This is a genomic window from Plantactinospora sp. WMMB782, from assembly GCF_049179135.1.
In the GTDB taxonomy this organism is placed as follows: Bacteria; Actinomycetota; Actinomycetes; order Mycobacteriales; family Micromonosporaceae; genus Plantactinospora.
Genome location: NZ_JBMHMC010000007.1, coordinates 7,568,396 through 7,583,194, shown reverse-complemented (window position 1 = coordinate 7,583,194; position 14,799 = coordinate 7,568,396). Strand labels below are relative to the sequence as shown.

Here is a 14,799-nt window from a genome sequence, read left to right as displayed (position 1 = left end):
GCCCCGGCAGCGCGCCGGGGCGGCGGTCACCACTCGGCGTCCTGGCAGACCTTCTCGGCGGTCGGCGGCTCGATCTGCAGGGTGCAGTGGTCGATCCCGAATCCGTCGTGCAGCCTGGCCCGTGCGGCGGCCAGTACCGGGGCGACGTCCGCGCCCGGGGCGAGCAGCAGGTGCGCCGAGGCGACGTCCATCCCGGAGGTCAGGGTCCAGACGTGCAGGTCGTGCACGTCGACCACCCCGGGCACCCCGGTCAGGCTGGTTTCCACGGCTGCGACGTCGATGTGCGCCGGCGCGGCCTGCACGAGTACCCGCACCGCGGCCCGGGCCAGTTGCCAGGTGCGGGGCAGGATGAACAGGCCGACGGCGACCGCGACGACCAGGTCGGCGTAGCGCCAGCCGGTGGTGGCGATGACGACGGCGGCGACGATCACCCCGACCGAGCCGAGCAGGTCGCCGAGCACCTCCAGATAGGCGCCCCGGACGTTGAGGCTCTCCTTGGCACCGGCGCGCAGCAGCAGGAACGCCACGACGTTGGCGGCGAGACCGACGATCGCGACCGCCAGCATCGGCCCGGCCAGCACCTCCGGCGGGTCGTCGAACCGGCGTACCGCCTCGACGAGCACGAAGACCGCCACCGCGAACAGCAGTACGGCGTTGGCGAGCGCGGCCAGCACCTCCAGCCGGTAGAGCCCGAAGGTGCGCTGGGCGTGCCGGGCGGCCCGGCTGGCGGCGGTGATCGCGGCCAGCGCCAGGCCGATGCCCAGCACGTCGGTGAACATGTGCCCGGCGTCGGAGAGCAGCGCGAGCGAGCCGGTCCACCACGCCGCCGCCGCCTCCAGCAGCAGGGCGGCGCCGAGAACGGCCACCGCCGCCCAGAGCGGTCTGCGGTGGCGTTCGCCGGCCCGCATCGCCTGGCCGCCGTGATCGTGGCCTGCGCCCATGTCTCCAGCCTCCCGCCGCCGACACCAGTCCCGACAACATATGCTCACATTGCAATGTGTGCAAGTTGAAACTGGATGCCGATGCCGATGCCGGCACGGCGGACCACCGCCGGCGGAGGCGGGCGGCGGATCAGCTCAGGCGCTCTCGCGGAGGATCAGATCGGACGGGTACGCGGTGGCCGGCGGCACCCAGGCCCGGTCGAGTACCGCCCGCGCGGCCGAGGTGGCGATCTGCTCGACCGGATGGCTCGCGGTGGTCAGTGCCGGCGCGCTCAGCGCGGCGAACGGCACGTCGTCGAAGCCGGCCACGGCGATGTCACCCGGCACGTCGACCCCGCGCCGCCGCAGCGCCGCCAACACCCCGAGCGCCATCGCGTCGCTGTTGGCGAAGATCGCGTCGGTGTCCGGCCACTGCTCCAGGATCCGCAGCGTCGCGGCCTCGCCGCCGGTCGCCGTGAAGTCGCCCGGCACCGACCGCACCGCCAGCCCCGCCGCCCGCAACACCTCCTGGTAGGCGGTGACCGGCCGCCGGGTGCACGGCATCCAGTCCGGGCCGCTGATCATCGCGATCCGGCGCCGCCCGGAGGTGACCAGGTGCCCGACGATGCTACGGGCCGCGCCGCCGTTGTCGACGTCGAACGACGGTACGGTCCCGGAGCCGATGCCGATCGACACCGTCCGACCCTCCAACGCGGCCGGCACCGCCGCCAGGATCAGCTCGGTGGTGTTTACCAGCAGTACGCCCCGGACACCCCGGTCCTCCGCCAACTGCCGCAGCCGGCCGGGCGTGTGCAGCGGCAGCCACTCCAGGGAAACGCCGATCGCCCGGCGTGCGCAGACCTCGGCCGCGGCCCGCACCACCCGGTCGACGTACGGGTCGTGCAGCACCGTCGGCACGCTGCCGACGACGGCCACCACCAGCCGTACCCCGGCACCGGTGGCCAGCGCCCGGGCCGCCGGATCGGGGGCGTAGCCGAGCTGCGTGGCGGCGGCCACCACCCGGTCCCGGGCGATCGGGGAGGCGGCGCCGTAGCCGGCGATGACCCGGGAGGCGGTGGAGCGGGAGACTCCGGCCATCCGGGCCACGTCCTCCAGGGTGGCCCGGCGCGGCGCCCGGCTAGGCACGCCGGCACCCCGACTCGACCTGGTGGGGACCGGCTGTTGCTGCCGCGATGTAACGACCGGGCTGACGCATGGGCAAATCATGCACCCGCGAGGCAACCGTCGGCGAGCCGGTAACCGGCCCGGAGGGCGGATATCCCGGACAGTTCGAATCGAGTTGCGTCGAGAGCGCTCCCAGGGGTGCGATCAAGGAACCCGGCACGGGAAGCGGCGGAGCGACCTTGGCGGTGGCCCGTCCGGGGCGGATCGTCGAGGAAGCGGAGGCAGCAGGTGAACGCGTCCAACGGCACGCTCCGGCCACCGGTCGAACCGCGACAGGTCCTTACCGCCCGGACCGCTGTCGCCGTCGTCTTCGGGCTCAACGGGCTGGCCCTGGCATCCTGGTTCGCCCGCCTGCCGGCCGCCCGGGACGCCCTCGGGCTGACCCCGGGGCGGCTGGGCCTGCTGCTGCTGGCCGCCTCCAGCGGTGCCCTGCTGGCGCTGCCGACCGCCGGGATACTGGCGCACCGGATGGGCGCCGCCCGCGCGGTGGGCGCCGCGACCGCGCTGGCCGCGTCCGGCCTGGTACTGGCCGGCGTCGCCACCGGAAGCTGGCACACCGTACCGCTGGTCGCGGTCGGACTGTTCGCCCTCGGCTACGGCTCCGGCACCTGCGAGGTCGCGATGAACGTGGAGGCGGCGGCGGTCGAACGGCGACTCGGCCGCACCGTGATGCCCAGGTTCCACGCGGCGTGGAGCCTCGGCACCGTGGCCGGGGCGGCGGTCGGCGCCGGCACGGCCCGGCTCGGCGTACCGATCGGGCTGCACCTCGGACTGGCCGCCGCCGTGATGCTCGCCGGTACGCTGTCCGCCGTCCGCTCGTTCCTGCCGGACCCGCCGACCCCGCCGGCCGGCCCGACGACCGCCCGGACCCCCGGTGCCGGCCTGCTGGCCGCCTGGCGCGAGCCGCGGACCCTGCTGATCGGCCTGCTGCTGCTGGTGATGGCCTTCACCGAGGGGACCGCCAACGACTGGCTGGCGCTCGCCTTCGTCGACGGCCACGGGGTCTCCGAGACGGTCGGCGCACTCGCCTTCGGCGTCTTCGTCGCCGCGATGACCCTCGGCCGCACCGCCGGGACGATCGCCCTGGACCGCTGGGGCCGGGTACCCGTGCTCCTCTGCGCCACCGCGGTGGCCGCGATCGGCGCCACGGCGGCGGTACTGGCCGACCCGTGGCCGCTGGCGATGGCCGGGGTGCTGCTGTGGGGGCTCGGCACCTCGCTCGGCTTTCCGATGGGGATGAGTGCGGCGGCCGACGAGGAGCACCGGGCGGCCGCCCGGGTCAGCGTCGTGGCGGCGATCGGCTACACCGCCTTCCTGGCCGGGCCACCGCTGGTCGGGCTGCTCGGCGACCGGGTCGGCAGCCTCCGGGCGCTGCTTGTCGTACCGCTGGTGCTGCTGCCCGCCCTGCTGCTGGTGCCGGCCACCCGCCCGCCGGTCGCCGCCCCCGGCCCCGAACCCACCGACGGTCGGCAGGACCCTGCCGACGTGCGGGAGGGACCTGCCGACGTGCGGGCCGGTTCGACCGTCCCGGCCTACGACGCCGGCAACGTGCCGGACCGCTGACCGTCCCTTTCGTCGTCCTGTTCCGGGGCCGGGACCTGGAGCGGGGTCGGTTCGGCGGCCGGTGGGGCGCCGTCGACCGCGCCGGCCGCGGTGGCGGCGCTGGTCGCCGGGTCCGGCAGGTCGAGGCTGGTCCGCAGGGTGACCGGCTTGAGCAGGGCGGCGGCGACCACCCCGACCACGGCGATCGCCGCGGAGATCAGGAAGATGTGCCCGGTGGCGTCCCCGTAGGCGTCGCGCACGATGTGCACGACCGCGTCCGGCAGGCCGGCCAGGTTGAGACTGCCGGCGCCGCTGCCGGAACCGGAGGCCGGGATGCCGGCCGCGGTCAGATCCTGGCTGATCTGTTCGGTGACCCGGCGGGCGAGTACCGCACCGAGCACCGAGACCCCGATGGTGCCGCCGAGGGAGCGGAAGAACGCCACGGTGGAACTCGCCGCGCCGATGTCCTTGAGCGGTACGGCGTTCTGCACCGCGAGGACCAGGTTCTGCATGGTCATCCCGACGCCGGTCCCGACCAGTAGCATCGCCGCGCCGACGAAGACCAGTGAGGTCTGGTGGTCGACGGTGCCGAGCATCAGGAACCCGGCGACCAGCACGATCGCCCCGAACACGATGTACGGCTTGATCCGCCCGCTGCGCGTGATCATCCGTCCCGCCACGATGGAGGAGACGAGCACCCCGGCCATCATCGGGATGGTGAGCAGACCCGCCTCGGTCGGGCTGTAGCCCCGGCCGATCTGGAAGTACTGGCCGAGGAAGACGGCGCCGCCGAACATCGCCATCCCGACCGCCAGGCTGGCGACGATCACAAGTGCCGTGGTGCCCTGCCGGACGATGTCCAGCGGCACGACCGGCTCGGCGGTGCGTGCCTCCACGAGCACGGCGACGGCGAGCAGCACTACGGAGGCGCCGACCATGGCGGCGGTCTGCCAGGAGAGCCAGCCGAACGAGCTGTCGACGAACGAGATCCAGACGAGCAGTACGCTGACCCCGGCCGCGATCAGCGTCGCACCGAGGTAGTCGATCCGCACGTTCTCCCGCCGTACCGTGACCAGGTGCAGGGTGGCCTGGAGGACGACCAGGGCCAGGATCGCGATCGGTACGCCGACGAAGAAGCACCAGCGCCAGCCGAGCCAGGACGTGTCCACGATGAGTCCGCCGAGCAACGGCCCGCCGACGGTGGCCAGCGCCATCACACCCCCGAGGTAGCCGTTGTAGCGGCCGCGTTCCCGGGGCGGGATCATCGCGGCGATCACCACCTGGACCAGGGCCTGCAACCCGCCGACACCGATGCCCTGGAAGGCGCGGGCGGCGATCAGCTGGCCGGCGTTCTGGCTGAACCCGGCCAGCACCGAGCCGACGAGGAAGATCACGATGGCGGTCTGGACCAGGGCCTTCTTGTTGAACAGGTCGGCCAGCTTGCCCCAGATCGGGGTGGTCGCGGTCGCGGTGAGCAGGGTGGCGGTGACCACCCAGGTGTACTGGGTCTGCGAGCCGTTCAGCGCACCGATGATCTTGGGCAGCGCGGTCGAGACGACGGTGCTGCTCAACAGGGCGACGAAGAGCACCAGCAGCAGGCCGCTGAGCGCCTCGAGGGTGCGCCGGTGGCTCATCGGCTCCGCCTGTGGCGCGGGGGTGGTTGTGGTCGGGGCGCTCATCGCGCGGCCTCCAGCTCTTCTTGATTGCCGCAGGCAAGGATTCTCGAAAGCTGCGCATTGTGCAAGTTTTCGCTGTGAGAAGTAAGTCACCGCCGCGTACGCTGTCGGACGATGGACGAGACGGTGGGCCGGCGGGAGCGCAAGAAGGCCGCGACCCGGGAGGCACTGCACCGGGCGGCGCTCCGGCTCGTCGCCGAGCAGGGACCCGAACGGGTGACCGTGGAGGCGATCGCGGACGCCGCCGACGTGTCCCGCCGGACGTTCTCGAACTACTTCGCGAACAAGGAAGAGGCTCTCTTCCACCCGGACACGGTGCGGATCCGTCGACTTCTCGCGCTGGTGCACGCGCAGCCGCTCGACGAACCGCCATGGGTCGTCCTCAGCAGGGCGGCCGAGCAACTGGCCCGGGAGAGTGACGGGCTCGACCCGCTCTGGCTGGCCCAGCGGCGGTTGATCCGCAACCATCCCAGCCTCGCCGCCCACCAGATCACCGCGTACGGCACCGTCGAGCAGGAGTTCACCGCCGAGATCGCCCGCCGCCTGCCGGACGATCCGGAGACCCCGCTGCGCGCCCGGGTGCTCGCCGGCACGTTCCTGCACGCGTTGCGCGCGGCCACCCGGTACTGGACGGACCACCAGGAGCGCCCGCTGGTCGAGGTGGTCCGCGCCGCCCTCGGCTACCTGATCCCACGGTGACCGGGCGGGCTGACCGCACGGTGACCGGGCGGGCTGACCGCACGGTGAGCGGGCGGCTGACCGCACGGTGAGCGGGCGGGCCGGGCTCCCGGTTGTTCGGGCGGGTGGGTGTGCGCAGTTGCTGTCGCTACCACGACATTGACTGCGCACACCACCCCGCGGAGTGCGGAGTCCGCCCGGCGGCCGGTCGGGGGCACCCCGGCCGGCCGCCGTCATCGCCCGAACGGGTTCAGGCTCCCGGGTACTCCGGAAGGTAGACCGGTACGCCGACCCGGGTGGTGTCGGCCGCCTCGCCGACGCCGTTGACCACGTGGTCGATCGTGCCGGCACTGAGGTTGACGGTCATCACGTGGTGCAGCCGGACACCGGGCGTGCGGGGCACCTCGAAGCCGTTCTCGGTGTGGATCGACGGGTTGTTCTGGTTGAAGACGTACACGCCGCCGCCGTGCAGGGTGTGCCGGCGTACCCGGTCGCCGACCTTGTAGCCGGCCCAGCCCTCGACGTCGCCGTTCATCCAGTCCGCCTGGGTCGGCGGGTCGTACGGCAGCTCGTTCTGGTAGAGCACAGTGGTGCCGTCCTCGCCGTTCCAGACCGTGTTGTACCGCTGGAAGTGCTCGACGAAGAGGCCGGTCGCCGTGACGTGGTCGCCGTTGACGACGGCGCCGTACCGGCCGGTGTTGGTCCGCCAGCGGTCGGTGTCGCCGTTCACGCCCTCGGTGAAGCCCTCGACGCCGTGGTCGCCGCGCCACACCCAGGTGTGGTCGATCAGTACGTGGTCGGCGTTCACCTCCAGGGCGATGTGTGTCCGGCCGATGTGCGGGCCGCCGACCCGGAAGTACACGTCGGAGAGGGTGATCGGGTTGTCCGGGGTGCTGTGGTTGCGGCCGTGCCGGCTGCCGACCCGGAGCAGCACCGGCGACTCGCGCGGGCCGGCGTCCACGGTGACCCCGGCGACGACCACGCCGGGCACCCCGGCGACCTCCAGCGGGACGGCGCCGTTCGCGGCCGTCAGGGTGGCGTGTCCGATGCCCAGCACCACGGTGTCCGGCCGGCGGACCTCGATGCTCCGGGCGATGTCGTAGACGCCGGGGGTGAACAGCAGGTGCCGGCCCCGGGCCAGCTCGCGGTTGATCACGTGTACCGGGTCGGACGGGCGGGCGACGAAGAAGTCCCGCAGCGGCACGGTCCGCCCCGGCGTGATCCCGGCACCCCAGCTGACGCCCCGGCTGTCCCGCCGCGCGGCCGGCACCCGGACCTGGTAAGCGCCCTTTCCGTCCACGAAGAGGTACGGCTTCTCCCGGCTCAGCGGCGTCGTCTCCAGAGTGGTGTACGGCGGGTCGGGGAATCCGGCGTCGTCGGGTGCGCCGACCACGCCCGCGAAGACCTGGTTCCACACCGCGTTGGACCAGCTCGCCACCTCGCTGTTGCGGGTCAGCCACTGCTGCTGGGAGCCGTTGGTGGTGGCCGGCAGCCGGGAGTCGGCGATGAAGCCGCCGCTTGCGTACTGCGGTCCGGCGGTGCAGTAGTCCATCAGGGACAGTCCGCCGCCCTCGACGTTCATCCGGCGCAGCGAGACCGCCTGGGAGACGGCCCAGAAGTTCGCCGTGGACCGGCACTCGTCCTGGCCGCTGGCGACGATGTGCAGCGACAGGTTGGACAGGGTCCGCCAGAAGTTGACCAGGGCGATGCAGTTGCCGGTGCCGCCGCCCTCCAGGCAGCGGTTGTAGACCTCGATCTTGCCGTTGATCACGACGTCGGTGGGCGAGGCACCCAGCCCGGCGATCTCGGTGTAGTAACCGACCCTGATCTGGAGCGGCTGCTCGGCACTGCCGTAGGTGCCGGGCTTGAAGAGGTACGCGTACCGGTCGGTGCCCATCTCGGCGTCGACCTGCCGGGCGTGGGTCGCGTCCAGGGTCGCCTGGATCTGGCTGACCGGCATGCTCGGGTCGAAGACGGTGACGTTGCGCCCGAGGTCCGGCGCACCTGGCCGGGGCGATTGGATGCCACCGGAGGTGGTGGCGGTGGTCTCGTTGCCAGCGACAGTGGTGGTCGCAGCGGCGGAGGTGGTGGTCGCGGTGATGGCGGAGGCCAGCACCAGGCCGAGCACGAGCACCCGGCGGAGCCGGTGGCGTGTGGGGCGCCGCCGGAGGCCGGGGGAGGTGGTCGTCATGCGGTTCGTCGGTCCTTTCCGGATGCCGCCGGGTTGGGGTCTGAGAGCGCTCTCTCGCCCATCCCGGCGGCACCCCGTCGATCGAACGAAGGGGATCGAGACGTTTCTACCGGGTGCACGCCCGCTCCGCCATCGGGCAACCGGCGGCAGCGCCGGGTGCCGCCGGGTCCGGCCCGCATGCTCTCGGGTTCGGCCGGGCGCCGCCGGGTCAGGCCGTTGGCGCCGGGTTCAGCGCAGGATCAGCACCGCCAGTGTGCCGATCACCGCGTTGGCGGTCACGTGCACCAGGTACGGCAGCAGGATGCCGCCGGTGTGCAGCCGCAGTATTCCCAGGGCAAACCCCCAGGTGCCGGCCATGACCATGCCGACCGCCCCGGACGGGAAGCCGGCGAGGTGTGCCGCGCCGAACAGCACCGCCTGGAGCACCACCGCGATCCTGGCCCCCCAGACCGAGGCGAGTTCGCTAAGCAGCACCCCCCGGAAGAGCATCTCCTCCCACACCGGGTTGACCAGGGCGAACCCGACGATTCCGAGGATCGCCAGCCAGAGCGGGAGGCGTTGCAGGTCCCGCAGGTATTCGGCCGGCTCGGGACGTACCGTAAGTGCCCAGGTGACCAGCGCCGCCGCTCCGGACAGGACGGTGGCCAGGCCGAGCCAGGGTGCGTCCGGGGTGAGCCGGCCCCGGGCCAGCCACGGTGCGGCCGGAGCCACTCCCGCCCGCCGCCCGACGAGCAGCAGACAGGCCAACGGCAGCACGCAGACCAGCACGGTGGTGAGCGCGGGCGGCCAGCCGGCCAGGATGCCGACCGCGAAGCAGCCGAAGAGCGGCCCGACGAAGGCGGCGCCGCGCAGCGCGGCCGGTGAGCGCAGCCCGACGGCGATCCCGACCAGCGCGACGACGGCCGCCGCGACGATCGCGGTCCGCACCGGTGCCTCCGGTCGGATCGGCAGTACGGCGCAGACGCCCAGCCCGACTATGGCACCGCCGGCGAGCAATCGCCCGCCGGTCGAGCCGCCACCGGCCGCTGTTCCGGGCATGGCCGCTGCTCCGGGCACGGTCGCTGCCCCGGGCATGGCCGCTGTCCCGGGCGTGACCGCTGTCCCGGGTACGGCCGGTTGTGGTGCCACCGTCGTCGGCGCCTCCGGAGGGTCCGGCTCCGGAGGCGGCGACGGCTTCGCACGGTCCGGCTCCTGCGTCATCGGGCGGTCCTCCCGGGCTGGTCCGACGGCGGCGGCCGGAGAATATCCTGCCTCGGCTGTGCCGATCGACCCCGGCGCCTCGCGGCCGATGGCTCAGCGGTGCCGGGGCAGCCAGTGCAACAGTTGACCGACGACCTGCGCCGGATGCGTGTCGGGCAGGGCCCGCAGCGCCCGGGTGAGGTGGGCCGCGAGATACATCAGCAGACCCACCCGGTCGCCCTTGAAGCCGATCAGCAGAGCCAGCCGGGCCGGCGCGCACGGCCAGGGATCCTGGCAGGTCTGGCATCGGTACGTCGACGTCGGGCTGTGCCGGCCGGCCGGATAGCGCCGGGCGTTCCGGCGCATGTGCCGGTACCAGCGCTCCTGCGGTCCGATCATCGGGTCACGTCCGGGCGGTGCTTGCCTGCCGGGACCGGTGCTGCTGTCCCGGATACCCGCCGCCCGGCCGACCGTTGGCCAGCCGGGCGTGTGCGGATGCGTTCCAGCCGGAACGACGGTTCGCCGTCGCTGTCGCCGTCTTCGGGCGAGACGTTGGCGTCGGTGGCGGGGTGGGCGCCGCCGCGCGAACGGCGGCCCGGAATTCGGCGCGGGGCAGCGCTGGTATAGGTGGTGGCTCATAGGGCTTCGGCACCGGCGGGACCGAGTCCGGGCAGCGCCACCGATAACCGCATCGACAGTACCGCCAGAGTCGGCGCCAATCGCGGCGGTGCCGGGGCCTGAATCTACGCCGGAAATTCATGATCGATGCCTTCCGTCATGGAATTCGACGGGGGCGGCGCCAAAGATTCGTTGTCGGCGCCGCCCCGTCAGGCATCCACCCGGGTCGGAGGTCACGGGGTGGGCGAATGCCTTGGTTCCACCCTGGACTGTGACCGCAGCAGGGCGGAAGATGCTGGTCGAGCCCGTGGAGCGGGCCGGCATCCCATCGAAGATGACCATCAGCGCCGAAGTGATTTGGGGGACGTGAAAAGCTATGTCGGCGAGCGAATATCTGGTAAAGGACCTTCGTCGTACGCGTGAGCTGCTTGGGCTGACCCAAGAAGCGTGGGGAGAGCGGATCCACTTCTCCGCAAACTATGTCGGGGCGGTGGAGCGGGGTGAACGGCCGGCACTCCCGGACTATCTGGTTGCGGTCGATCGCGCCTTCACCACCACATTCGTGCAGTTCTACCAGATGTTCGTGAAGGGCGAACTCGTTCCGGTCTGGTACCGACCGTTTGATGAGAACGAGGGCCGGGCGAGCCTGCTCCGGGTCTATCAGCCACTGGTCGTCCCGGGCATCCTGCAAACCGAGGCTTATGCGAGAGCGATCCTGATCGGACTCCGCTGCCAAGCAGATTCCATAGACGCGCTGGTGGCGGCACGGCTCGGCCGACAGGAGATCCTGCACCGCAGACCCGACCCGTGCCAGTTGGTTGCGGTGGTGGACGAGGGTGCCCTCCATCGCCAGGTGGGAGATGCGGCGGTCATGCGTGACCAGCTGAAAGCACTGGTTGCGGCATCGGATCTTCCCAATGTGCGGGTGCAGGTCGTTCCATTCGAAGCTGGCCCCTACGTGGGATTGGAAGGTCCACTGGCTATTGCGACTGTTGACGGCCGATCGGTCGGCTTCCTTGAGGGCCACCTGAAGGGTCGCGTCGTCGAGAGCCCGGATGCCACGATGGGCCTGGAACGCGCATGGGAAGCCATCCGGGATTACGCTCTATCCAGTCAGCAGAGCCGTGAAATGATCATGAGGGCGGTTGAAAAATGGACCTGATCCCCACCCTTGGCTGGCGCAAGTCGTCGCACAGCGAGAGCACGTCCTGTGTCGAGGTGGCCGACGACGTTCCCGGCCGGGTTCTCGTGCGGGACAGCAAGGACCCGGAGGGGCCGGTCCTGACGTTCACCCCTCGGCAGTGGGGCGGCTTCGTGGACATGGCCAAGCGTTCCTAGTGCCCTGTCTTTGAAGATTGGTCGGATAACCCGGTCTCCAGGCGATTTGAGCCGGTGATCTCCGGACGTCGGCTCGGGTGCCGGGCCGGGGATAGTAGCCGGGGAGACTGTCGAGCTGCCCCGCCTGTGCGCCCACCCTCCCGGGCTGCCCGACCCGGGTCCGCCCCGCCGGTCTACCCGAACCGCAGCACGCCGTCGGCAACCCAGGCCCCGTGCCCCGCCTGTGCACCCAGGTCGACAGTCTCCACGCCGACTACACCCCGCTCCGCCGCCGGGTCGCTCGGGTGGTCGGCCGACGTCCACCCAACGATGCCGGCACCGCCTCATACGGCTCCGAACGGTGATCCGGATGGCGCATCACCACGACGACCGCAAGGCTGGAAGACAACCCACCAAAAGATGCCCAAAACCACCGGCTTACCCAACCAACGTTCGAAAACGAGGTACTAGAATCCGCAGCCCGACGCTGTCAGGCTGCGCGTGCCGGCCCGGTGGAGTGTGGGGCGCTCACCGGGTTGGGTCGTCGCCGAAGGTGGCCGCCAGCGCCTCGGCGATCAGGGCGGGCAGGTCGGTGCGCCCGTCGTCCTTCGCCCACCGCACCAGCGCCGTGTGCATGGCGGCCAGGCAGGCGCTGGCCGCAGCCTCGGCCCGGAATTTGGCGTCCGGGTCGGCGGCCTCGTCCCCGAGACCGTCCACGATGGCCTGTTGCAGCACGTAGTGGTTGTCCAGGTGCCTGGCGCGCAGGGCCGGCGTGGAGATCATCAGCCGCAGGCGGGCCAGCAGTAGTCCGTCGTCACCGGCGGTCAGGGTCCGCGCCGAGTCGACGAGCGCGCTGCCGATGCGGCGTACCAGAGGCTGTCCGGCGGGCGTGGCGGCGATCCGTTCGGCGACCAGCGGGCCGTTCTGGTCGACCAGCACGAGGTCCTCCTTGGTCGGGAAGTGCCGGTACACCGTCATCGCAGACACGCCGGCGGCGTCGGCGACGTCGCTCACGGTCGTGCTGTCGTAGCCGCGCTCGACGAACAGGCGCAGCGCACGCGTCTGGATCATGCGCTGCGTTTCGGCCCGCCGTTGCTCCCGCAGTGTTGAGTGCCGCTCGCGCATGTGATAGACACTACCGCACTGGTAGTCACTAACATTTCGGGAGTAACTAACATCATGACTGATCTGATCGGCAGAACCGCCCTGGTGACCGGCGCGTCGCGTGGCATAGGGCAGGAGATCGCGATCCGGCTCGCAGCGCGCGGAGCGACGGTCGTCGCGCACTTCGGCACGGACCAGGACGGCGCTACGGCGACGGTCGAGCAGATCGTGCGGCACGGTGGCACGGCGTACGCCGTCGGCGCGGAACTGGGCGTGGACGGGGACGTCGAGACGCTCTTCGCGGGGGTCGAAAACTGCCTGGCGGGGCGGCCCCTCGACATCCTCGTCAACAACGCGGCGGCACCACCGGCAGGCCCGCTCGGCGCCACGACACGGACGGTGTTCGACAAGCTGTTCGCGGTGAACGTCCGAGCGCCGTACTTCGTCATCGAGCGGGCCCTGCCGCTGTTCCGCGACGGCGGCCGGATCATCACGATGTCGTCCGTGGCGACCCGGATGGCCAACGCCACCCAGACCTCCTTCGCGATGACCAAGGGCGCGGTCGAGACGATGACCCTGACCCTGGCCAACCAGCTCGGTCCCCGGGGCATCACGGTGAACGCGGTCGCGCCCGGCGCCACCCGGACCGCGACCAACGGACCGGTCTTCGAGACACCGGGCCTGGCCGAGTCGATCACGGGGATGACGGCGCTCGACCGGCTGGGCGGCCCCGGCGACGTCGCCGACGTGGTCGCGTTCCTCGCCTCCGACGCCGCGCGCTGGGTCACCGGCCAGGTCATCGACGCCAGTGGCGGCCTGTTCCTCGGCCCGCGCCTCTGACGACCCGAGCCCCCAACCTTCTCCCGGGCTGGCGCCCCGGTGGTCAGCCGCGCACGAGCGCGTCGTACACCTCGGCGAACCGCGCCCGGCGTCGCGCATAGTGCTCGACGTGCGGCGGCCGGGGCTGGTAGGTCTCTCCCGTCGCCCGGGGTGCGCGCGGAACGTCCGGTGCCAGCACGTCGAGCGCGAGCAGCGCCGTGCCACGCTGCGTGGCACGGCGCCGGGTCACCCGGGTGACGGGTTGCCCGAGCACGTCCGCGAGGATCTGCAGCCATCCAGGATGGTCGTTGCTGACCCGTCCCGCCGCCGCGACCTCCAGGACCTCCGGGGCGGCCGGGCGGAGTTCGTCGGCGACCCGCGCGTAGGTCATGGCCACGCCCTCGATGATCCCCCGGAACAGCGAGTCGGCATCCGTGGCCGCCGACACGCCGTCGAGCACGGCACGCGCCCCGCCGACCCAGCCCGGCGCACGTTCACCGGTGAGGTACGGCAGCACCAGCGGCGTGGCGTCGCTCGGCGGCGCGGCGAGGGCGGTCGGCAGCGCCGGGTCGAGGCGCAACGTGCTCTGCGCCCAACTGACGGCTCGACCGACGTCGTTGATCGCCCCGCCGAGCAGCGTGCGCCGGGCGTCGACCCGGTAGTTCCAGAGCCCGAACGGCAGGGGATCGGCAGGACCGTCGAGCAGCACCCGCAGCGCACCGCTGGTGGCTGTCGACGCGGTGAGCACCGTGGCGTCGGTCGCCCCGGACCCGATGTTGCTGGCGAAGCCGTCGGTGATCACGGGGAACCACACGGCCCGAGCGAGAGCGGGCCAGCGCGCCGGGGCCCCCGACGGTGCCGGCTCGGTCATGTCCAGTGCTGCGGAGAGCTGCTCGGGGCCGATGCCCGCCGCGGCGAGCAGTTCGGCGTCGAACCCACCGGTACGGCGGTCGAGCAGGCCGGTCCACGCCACCGTGGACGTGCCGGCGAGCGGGTGCCCGACCAGCCGGGTCAGGACGTACTCGCCGAGGGAGCACCAGAGCGCGGCCTCGGCGACGACACGCGGCTGCGCGGTCGCGAACCAGCGCAGGCGCGGCGCATGGTAGCTCGTGTGCAGGCGGGTGCCGGTGCGCTGCTGCACCGCCTGCTCGTCGATCTCCTCCCGCAGCGCCGCGACCGCCTCGGCGCTGCGGGAGTCGGCGTAGGTCAGGCACGGGGTTAATGCGCGTCCGGCCGCGTCGACCGCGATCAACGAGGCGGCGAAGGTGTCCATCGCGACACCGGCGATCCGGGTCCCCAACTGCCGGTCCCCGGTCACCGCGTCGAGGACCTGCTCGACCTCCGCCGTCACCTGGTCGGGGTCGATGACCGAGGTGCCGTCGGGCGCGACGGTGAAGGCGTGCGGCACCTTGTGCTGGAGGCCGTCGACCCGCCGGCCCGACGCGTCGTGCACGCCACCACGGGTGGCGGTGGAGCCGATGTCCAGCGCGACGACCAGCGGGTCCAACGCCGAGTCGAGAGCGACGTCGTCGTCGGTCCTGGTCATCGCAGTCCTCGTCATTCGGCGAAG

At 72.0% G+C, this 14,799-nt stretch carries 13 protein-coding genes; 5 read left to right on the top strand and 8 right to left on the bottom strand.

What is annotated here, in order from left to right; all coding sequences use genetic code 11:
- Positions 1-26: 26 nt before the first annotated feature.
- The gene (locus ACN28A_RS35845; protein WP_421403139.1) at positions 27-941 is read right to left on the bottom strand and encodes a cation diffusion facilitator family transporter; all 915 of its coding nucleotides are present in this window, start codon (positions 939-941) and stop codon (positions 27-29) included.
- A 135-nt stretch (positions 942-1,076) separates the two neighbouring features.
- The gene (locus ACN28A_RS35840; RefSeq protein WP_421403137.1) at positions 1,077-2,066 is read right to left on the bottom strand and encodes a LacI family DNA-binding transcriptional regulator; all 990 of its coding nucleotides are present in this window, start codon (positions 2,064-2,066) and stop codon (positions 1,077-1,079) included.
- 267 nt (positions 2,067-2,333) lie between these two features.
- Between ACN28A_RS35840 and ACN28A_RS35835 the strand changes: the two genes are divergently transcribed.
- On the top strand, positions 2,334-3,668 hold the full coding sequence (locus ACN28A_RS35835) for an MFS transporter (RefSeq protein WP_421403135.1): 1,335 nt from the start codon (positions 2,334-2,336) through the stop codon (positions 3,666-3,668).
- Here the strand turns inward: ACN28A_RS35835 and ACN28A_RS35830 are convergent.
- Positions 3,638-5,326 carry an MDR family MFS transporter gene (locus tag ACN28A_RS35830; protein ID WP_421403133.1) on the bottom strand — a complete coding sequence of 563 codons (1,689 nt, stop codon included), beginning with the start codon at positions 5,324-5,326 and terminating at the stop codon, positions 3,638-3,640. The genes ACN28A_RS35835 and ACN28A_RS35830 overlap by 31 nt on opposite strands.
- Before the next feature lie 111 nt (positions 5,327-5,437).
- On the opposite strand from ACN28A_RS35830, the gene ACN28A_RS35825 reads away from it, so the two are divergent.
- Entirely contained in the window at positions 5,438-6,022 is a 585-nt protein-coding gene (locus ACN28A_RS35825) for a TetR/AcrR family transcriptional regulator (protein ID WP_421403131.1), read from the top strand.
- 229 nt (positions 6,023-6,251) lie between these two features.
- Here ACN28A_RS35825 and ACN28A_RS35820 read toward each other — a convergent pair whose 3' ends face one another.
- The 3 genes from ACN28A_RS35820 to ACN28A_RS35810 form a co-directional block, all read right to left on the bottom strand.
- Positions 6,252-8,192 (bottom strand): adenylyl cyclase, encoded by a 1,941-nt coding sequence (locus tag ACN28A_RS35820; RefSeq protein WP_421403130.1) that lies wholly within the window; start codon positions 8,190-8,192, stop codon positions 6,252-6,254.
- A 228-nt stretch (positions 8,193-8,420) separates the two neighbouring features.
- Positions 8,421-9,230: a CPBP family intramembrane glutamic endopeptidase gene (locus tag ACN28A_RS35815; protein ID WP_421403128.1), complete on the bottom strand. Its 810-nt coding sequence runs from the start codon at positions 9,228-9,230 to the stop codon at positions 8,421-8,423.
- A gap of 255 nt (positions 9,231-9,485) precedes the next feature.
- Positions 9,486-9,770: a flavin reductase gene (locus ACN28A_RS35810; RefSeq protein WP_421403126.1), complete on the bottom strand. Its 285-nt coding sequence runs from the start codon at positions 9,768-9,770 to the stop codon at positions 9,486-9,488.
- A 595-nt stretch (positions 9,771-10,365) separates the two neighbouring features.
- Between ACN28A_RS35810 and ACN28A_RS35805 the strand changes: the two genes are divergently transcribed.
- Both ACN28A_RS35805 and ACN28A_RS35800 read left to right on the top strand, forming a co-directional pair.
- Complete coding sequence (locus ACN28A_RS35805) at positions 10,366-11,151, top strand: helix-turn-helix domain-containing protein (RefSeq protein WP_421403124.1); 786 nt, start codon at positions 10,366-10,368, stop codon at positions 11,149-11,151.
- On the top strand, positions 11,142-11,327 hold the full coding sequence (locus tag ACN28A_RS35800) for a DUF397 domain-containing protein (protein WP_421403122.1): 186 nt from the start codon (positions 11,142-11,144) through the stop codon (positions 11,325-11,327). The genes ACN28A_RS35805 and ACN28A_RS35800 overlap by 10 nt, the downstream gene beginning before the upstream one ends.
- Before the next feature lie 507 nt (positions 11,328-11,834).
- Here ACN28A_RS35800 and ACN28A_RS35795 read toward each other — a convergent pair.
- Complete coding sequence (locus ACN28A_RS35795) at positions 11,835-12,377, bottom strand: TetR/AcrR family transcriptional regulator (protein ID WP_421403120.1); 543 nt, start codon at positions 12,375-12,377, stop codon at positions 11,835-11,837.
- Between the two features lie 108 nt (positions 12,378-12,485).
- Between ACN28A_RS35795 and ACN28A_RS35790 the strand changes: the two genes are divergently transcribed.
- On the top strand, positions 12,486-13,250 hold the full coding sequence (locus ACN28A_RS35790) for an SDR family NAD(P)-dependent oxidoreductase (protein WP_421403118.1): 765 nt from the start codon (positions 12,486-12,488) through the stop codon (positions 13,248-13,250).
- A gap of 43 nt (positions 13,251-13,293) precedes the next feature.
- Here ACN28A_RS35790 and ACN28A_RS35785 read toward each other — a convergent pair whose 3' ends face one another.
- On the bottom strand, positions 13,294-14,775 hold the full coding sequence (locus tag ACN28A_RS35785) for a gluconokinase (protein WP_421403116.1): 1,482 nt from the start codon (positions 14,773-14,775) through the stop codon (positions 13,294-13,296).
- Positions 14,776-14,799 lie beyond the last annotated feature (24 nt).